The following is a 6,173-nucleotide window of genomic DNA, read 5'->3' on the forward strand; positions in this document are numbered from 1 at the left end:
CCCGGATCGCGGCCCCGGCGTGCCGAACGCCTGCGCCGGTGTGTCAGCGGCGGCGCAGGTCCGCCACCCGTGCTCGCTCCCCCGCGGGGTGCTCGCCGAGGGCCGTGGCGCTGCGGAGTTGTGGGCCGGGGGCCTGGCTGCGGCGGGGCCCGGGGAGGGACACGTCCCGCCGTTGCCGGCCGCTCGCCGGGACCGGGTCCGCGGCCGAGGCACCGGCGACCGCGATCTGCACACCCTGGTCGGCCAGTGCCTGCAGTTCCGTAGCCGCGCGGTCGTCGTGCGTCGGGGGCTCGTCCGTCACCAGTCGGGTAATGACGTCCGTCGGCACTGTCTGGAACATCGTGTCCGTGCCCAGCTTGCTGTGGTCGGCGAGCACGACCACCTCGGCCGCCGCCTGGACCAGCGCCCGGTCCACGGACGCGGACAGCATGTTCGACGTGGACAGCCCACGCTCGGCGGTGAGCCCGCTCCCGGACAGGAATGCCTTGGAGACCCTGAGCCCCTGCAGGGACTGTTCCGCGCCGCTGCCGACCAGGGCGTAGTTCGAGCCACGCAGGGTGCCACCGGTCATGACCACCTCGACACGGTTGGCGTGCGCCAGCGCCTGGGCGACCAGGAGCGAGTTGGTGACGACGGTCAGCCCGGGCACCCGCGCGAGCCGGCGGGCCAGCTCCTGCGTGGTCGTACCCGCTCCGACGACGATGGCCTCGCCCTCTTCGACGAGGCTCGCGGCGAGGTCGGCGATGGCCGTCTTCTCGGCGGTCGCGAGGTGGGACTTCTGCGGGAAGCCGGACTCCCGGGTGAACCCGCCCGGCAGGACCGCACCGCCGTGCCTGCGGTCGAGGAGTCCTTCGGCCTCCAGTGCGCGCACGTCCCGCCGTACGGTCACTTCGGAGGTCTGGACGACGCGGGCGAGCTCACGGAGCGACACTGCCCCGTTGGCCCGCACCATTTCGAGGATCAGTTGACGACGTTCTGCAGCGAACACGAAACTGACAGTAACCCCAACGACCGTCTGCTTTCAGCAGTTTGCGCCGAATAACAGAAGTTGTTCGCACGGCGGGGCGGAAAGTGGTATAGGCGCCCGATCCATGCCCATCCGGGCCACCCCTGCCGTGCGCATCGCCGGCTGCTCGCCATGACCAGCCGCCTGACCTGCGGGGTCGGCCGGAAAGCGGGCGTCCGGGCCGTCAGCCTTCGCCCGATATCTTCCGGGTGTGCAGCTGCCGCGCCACCTCGGCGATCGAGCCCGACAGGGACGGGTAAACGGTGAACGCGTTCGCGATCTGTTCGACCGTCAGATTGTTGTCGACCGCGATCGAGATGGGATGGATCAGTTCCGAGGCGCGCGGCGCGACCACGACACCGCCGACGACGATCCCCGTGCCCGGGCGGCAGAAGATCTTCACGAAGCCGTCGCGGATGCCCTGCATCTTCGCGCGCGGGTTACGCAGCAGCGGCAGCTTGACGACCCGCGCGTCGATCTTGCCCGCGTCCACGTCCGCCTGCGTGTAACCGACGGTGGCGATCTCAGGGTCCGTGAAGACGTTCGAGGAGACGGTCTTCAGGTTGAGCGGGGCCACCGCGTCGCCCAGGAAGTGGTACATGGCGATGCGTCCCTGCATCGCGGCCACGGACGCCAGCGCGAAGACACCGGTCACGTCGCCGGCCGCGTACACGCCCGGAGCCGTCGTCCGGGAGACCTTGTCCGTCCAGATGTGCCCGGACTCGCGCAGCTTGACCCCGGCCTCCTCCAGGCCCATCCCGCTGCTGTTGGGTATGGCGCCGACGGCCATCAGGCAGTGCGAGCCGGTGATCACTCGGCCGTCGGCGAGAGTGACCTCGACCCGGTCGCCCACGCGCTTGGCGGACTGCGCACGGGAGCGGGCCATGACGTTCATGCCGCGGCGCCGGAAGACCTCCTCGAGGACGGCGGCGGCGTCGGGGTCCTCGCCCGGCAGCACATGGTCGCGCGAGGAGACGAGGGTGACCTTGGACCCGAGTGCCTGGTAGGCGCCGGCGAACTCGGCACCGGTGACACCGGACCCCACGACGATCAGCTCCTCGGGCAGCTCGTCGAGGTCGTAGACCTGGGTCCAGTTCAGGATCCGCTCGCCGTCGGGCTGGGCGTCGGGAAGCTCGCGCGGGTGACCGCCGGTGGCGATGAGCACGGCGTCGGCGGTGAGCGTCTCCTCGCCGCCGTCCGCGGCGCGCACGACGACCTTGCGGGAGCCGTCCAGGGCCTGCATGCCCTCCAGCCGACCGCGGCCGCGCATGACCCGGGCGCCGGCGCGCGTGACGGAGGCGGTGATGTCGTGGGACTGGGCGAGCGCGAGCCGCTTGACCCGTCGGTTGACCTTGCCGAGGTCGACCCCGACCACCCGAGCGGCCTGCTCCAGGGGCGGCGTGTCGTCGGCGACGATGATTCCGAGCTCTTCGTACGACGAGTCGAAGGTGGTCATCACCTCGGCCGTCGCGATGAGTGTCTTGGACGGCACGCAGTCGGTGAGCACCGACGCCCCGCCCAGACCATCACAGTCGACGACGGTCACCTCCGCACCGAGTTGTGCGGCCACCAGCGCCGCTTCGTATCCGCCGGGTCCGCCACCGATGATCACGATCCGAGTCACGTACTCCATTGTCCCGCACCCTTCGGGCGGAGCTCCCCGTGGGGGCGGCCGGTGATGCTTCTGTTACGGCAGAGGCGCCCGAGGCGCTGCCGTACCCTCGAGTCCATGTCGCTCTACGCCGCGTACGCCGGCAACCTCGACGCGCGGCTGATGACCCGCCGCGCTCCCCATTCGCCGCTGCGCGCCACGGGCTGGCTGAACGGCTGGCGGCTGACTTTCGGGGGCGAGCACATGGGGTGGGAGGGCGCCCTCGCGACGATCGTGGAGGACCCGCTGTCGCAGGTCTTCGTCGCGCTGTACGACATCGCGCCGATGGACGAGGAGTCGATGGACCGCTGGGAGGGCGTGGGTCTCGACGTCTACCGCCGACTGCGCAGCGTCCGTGTCCACACGCTGGACGGCGAGGAGACGGCATGGGCGTACGTCCTCAACGCCTACGAGGGCGGTCTCCCCTCGGCCCGCTACCTGGGCGAGATCGCGGACGCGGCGGAGTCCGCGGGGGCGCCGCACGACTATGTGATGGAACTGCGCAAGCGGCCCTGCTGAACCCTTTCATCGCGGTTTCCTCCCATTCGCCGGAAACGGCAAGACAACGATCGCATTGCCGTGACCTCCGTCATCTACGCGCGTAGGCAAAGACCGGCTACCCTCATGCGCGTGAACGCATCTCTTCTTCCGGACGACCTCCAGGGCGACCCCTACGCCGCCGCCGACGCCGCCGCCGCGCGCCTGCGCGAGCTGACGGGTGCCGAGACCCACGACGTCGCCCTCGTGATGGGCTCCGGCTGGGCTCCGGCCGTCGACGCCCTCGGCGCACCGGCCGCCGAGCACCACGTCACCGAGCTGCCCGGCTTCCCGCCGCCGGCCGTCGAGGGCCACGGCGGCGAGATCCGCTCGTACCGGATCGGCGACAAGCGCGCCCTGGTCTTCCTCGGCCGCACGCACTACTACGAGGGCCGCGGCGTCGCCGCCGTCGCGCACGGCGTTCGCACCGCCGTCGCCGCCGGCGCCAAGACCGTCGTGCTGACCAACGGCTGCGGCGGCCTGCGCGAGACGATGCGCCCGGGCCAGCCGGTCCTGATCAGCGACCACATCAACCTGACCGCGACCTCCCCGATCGTCGGCGCCAACTTCGTCGACCTCACCGACCTGTACTCCCCGCGCCTGCGCACCCTGTGCAAGGAGATCGACCCCACCCTCGAGGAGGGCGTCTACGCGCAGTTCACCGGCCCGCACTACGAGACCCCGGCGGAGATCCGCATGGCCCGCACCATCGGTGCGGACCTGGTCGGCATGTCGACGGTCCTCGAGGCGATCGCCGCGCGCGAGGCGGGCGCCGAGGTCCTGGGCATCTCCCTGGTCACGAACCTCGCCGCCGGTATGACGGGCGAGCCGCTGAACCACGAGGAGGTCCTGCAGGCGGGCCGCGACTCCGCCACGCGGATGGGCGCGCTGCTCGCCCAGGTGCTGGAACGGCTGTAGGGCACCGCCGCACGGGGTGCCCTCCCTCTGGGGGCTCCGCCCCCAGACCCCCGGGCAGGCCCCCGGGTCGGCCTCCGGCCCTCGTCCGCAAGCGCCGGACGGGCCGTTGTCGCCGGCCTGGTCCGAGAGGCACCGGCCGACGTGCCGTCGCACCCGGCTCCCACACCTGCCCGGCCGCCGTGCTGCACTGGACGGGAAAAGCGGTGCGCGCCGCACCCGTCCGCCCCGACATGCGCAACGCCATCCACCACACAACGAGAGGTTGACCCGACGTGCACGACGAACTCATCGCACGGGCCAAGGCGTGGCTGGCCGAGGACCCCGACGCGGACACCCGTGACGAACTCGCCAAGCTCATCGACGCCGAGGACCACGCCGAGCTCGCCGCGCGCTTCAGCGGCACCCTCCAGTTCGGCACCGCCGGCCTGCGCGGCGAACTCGGCGCCGGCCCGATGCGCATGAACCGCTCGGTGGTCATCCGCGCCGCCGCGGGCCTCGCCGCATATCTGAAGGCCAAGGGTCACAGCGACGGCCTCGTCGTCATCGGCTACGACGCCCGCCACAAGTCCGCCGACTTCGCACGGGACACCGCGGCCGTCATGACGGGCGCGGGTCTGCGCGCGGCACTCCTTCCCCGCCCCCTGCCCACCCCCGTCCTCGCTTTCGCCATCCGGCACCTCGGCGCGGTCGCGGGCGTGGAGGTCACCGCCAGCCACAATCCGCCACGGGACAACGGCTACAAGGTCTACCTCGGCGACGGTTCCCAGATCGTGCCCCCGGCGGACGCCGGGATCGCGGCCGAGATCGACGCGATCACGACACTGACCGATGTCCCCCGCCCGGACGCCGGCTGGGCCACCCTGGACGACAGCGTCCTCGAGGCCTACCTCGCCCGCACGGACGCCGTCCTCGCCGCGGACTCCCCGCGCATCGCCCGCACCGTCTACACGGCGATGCACGGCGTCGGCAAGGACGTCCTCCTCGCGGCCTTCGCCCGGGCCGGCTTCCCCGAGCCCGTCCTCGTCGCCGAGCAGGCCGACCCCGACCCGGACTTCCCGACCGTCGCCTTCCCCAACCCGGAAGAGCCCGGCGCCATGGACCTCGCCTTCGCCAAGGCCCGCGAGACGGACCCCGACCTGGTCATCGCCAACGACCCGGACGCCGACCGCTGCGCAGCCGCGGTCAAGGACGGCACCGACTGGCGCATGCTCCGCGGCGACGAGGTCGGCGCCCTGCTGGCGGCCCACCTGGTCTCGCGCGGAGCCTCCGGCACCTTCGCGGAGTCGATCGTGTCCTCCTCGCTCCTCGGCCGCATCGCCGAGAAGGCGGGCCTGCCGTACGAGGAGACCCTCACCGGCTTCAAGTGGATCGCCCGTGTCGAGGGCCTGCGCTACGGCTATGAGGAGGCGCTCGGCTACTGCGTGGACCCGGACGGCGTACGCGACAAGGACGGCATCACCGCGGCGCTCCTGATCACGGAGCTCGCCTCGCAGCTGAAGGCCGAGGGCCGCACGCTGCTGGACCTCCTCGACGACCTCGCCGTCGAGCACGGGCTGCACGCCACCGACCAGCTCTCGGTCCGCGTCCAGGACCTGTCGCTCATCGCCGCCGCGATGCGCCGCCTGCGCGAGCAGCCTCCGACGGCACTCGCGGGCCTCCCCATCACGAAGTCGGAGGACCTCACCCAGGGCACGGACACGCTCCCGCCCACGGACGGCCTGCGCTACACGCTCGAAGGGGCCCGTGTGATCGTCCGCCCCAGCGGTACGGAGCCCAAGCTCAAGTGCTACCTGGAGGTCGTGGTCCCGGTGGCGGCGCATGCCGACCTCCCGGCGGCCCGGGCCAGGGCGACCGAGCTGCTCGCGTCGATCAAGCGCGACCTGTCGGAGGCGGCGGGCATCTGACCTGCCTCGCCGGGGGTGCTCGGGGGTTGCCTGAGGCCCCTCGGGAGTTGGGGAGTGGCTGTTGGGCCGCTCGCTTCTTTGTCAGGGTCGTGCTTCCGCGGGCCGAGTCAAGGGCGCTGCACTCCGCTGCGCTGCGTTCCGCGTCGGCTGCGCCGAT

The 6,173-nt window shown here is 71.9% G+C and carries 5 protein-coding genes; 3 read left to right on the forward strand and 2 right to left on the reverse strand.

Going from position 1 to position 6,173, the window contains the following annotated elements; translation table 11 throughout:
- Nucleotides 1–43: 43 nt before the first annotated feature.
- Both ACFYZE_RS12100 and ACFYZE_RS12105 read right to left on the reverse strand, forming a co-directional pair.
- Nucleotides 44–988 carry a DeoR/GlpR family DNA-binding transcription regulator gene (locus ACFYZE_RS12100; RefSeq protein ID WP_388991430.1) on the reverse strand — a complete coding sequence of 315 codons (945 nt, stop codon included), beginning with the start codon at nt 986–988 and terminating at the stop codon, nt 44–46.
- A gap of 202 nt (nt 989–1,190) precedes the next feature.
- Nucleotides 1,191–2,639 (reverse strand): NAD(P)H-quinone dehydrogenase, encoded by a 1,449-nt coding sequence (locus ACFYZE_RS12105; RefSeq protein WP_388991432.1) that lies wholly within the window; start codon nt 2,637–2,639, stop codon nt 1,191–1,193.
- Between the two features lie 96 nt (nt 2,640–2,735).
- Between ACFYZE_RS12105 and ACFYZE_RS12110 the strand changes: the two genes are divergently transcribed.
- The 3 genes from ACFYZE_RS12110 to ACFYZE_RS12120 all read left to right on the forward strand — a co-directional run bounded on the left by ACFYZE_RS12110 (nt 2,736) and on the right by ACFYZE_RS12120 (nt 6,016).
- Nucleotides 2,736–3,176, forward strand: a complete 441-nt coding sequence (locus tag ACFYZE_RS12110) for a gamma-glutamylcyclotransferase (RefSeq protein ID WP_200418982.1) — start codon at nt 2,736–2,738, stop codon at nt 3,174–3,176.
- Nucleotides 3,177–3,287: 111 nt separating this feature from the next.
- A complete protein-coding gene (locus ACFYZE_RS12115; protein ID WP_388991433.1) occupies nt 3,288–4,112 on the forward strand; it encodes a purine-nucleoside phosphorylase in 825 nt (274 codons plus the stop codon).
- A 272-nt stretch (nt 4,113–4,384) separates the two neighbouring features.
- A complete protein-coding gene (locus ACFYZE_RS12120; protein WP_388991434.1) occupies nt 4,385–6,016 on the forward strand; it encodes a phospho-sugar mutase in 1,632 nt (543 codons plus the stop codon).
- Nucleotides 6,017–6,173: the final 157 nt, after the last annotated feature.

Source organism: Streptomyces sp. NPDC001796 (assembly GCF_042892355.1).
In the GTDB taxonomy this organism is placed as follows: domain Bacteria; phylum Actinomycetota; class Actinomycetes; order Streptomycetales; family Streptomycetaceae; genus Streptomyces.

Excerpts from the sequence above, each read along its gene's own strand:
- ACFYZE_RS12105 (WP_388991432.1), bottom strand. The coding sequence starts at position 2,639 with ATGGAGTACGTGACTCGGATCGTGATCATCGGTGGCGGACCCGGCGGA.
- ACFYZE_RS12110 (WP_200418982.1), top strand. The coding sequence starts at position 2,736 with ATGTCGCTCTACGCCGCGTACGCCGGCAACCTCGACGCGCGGCTGATG.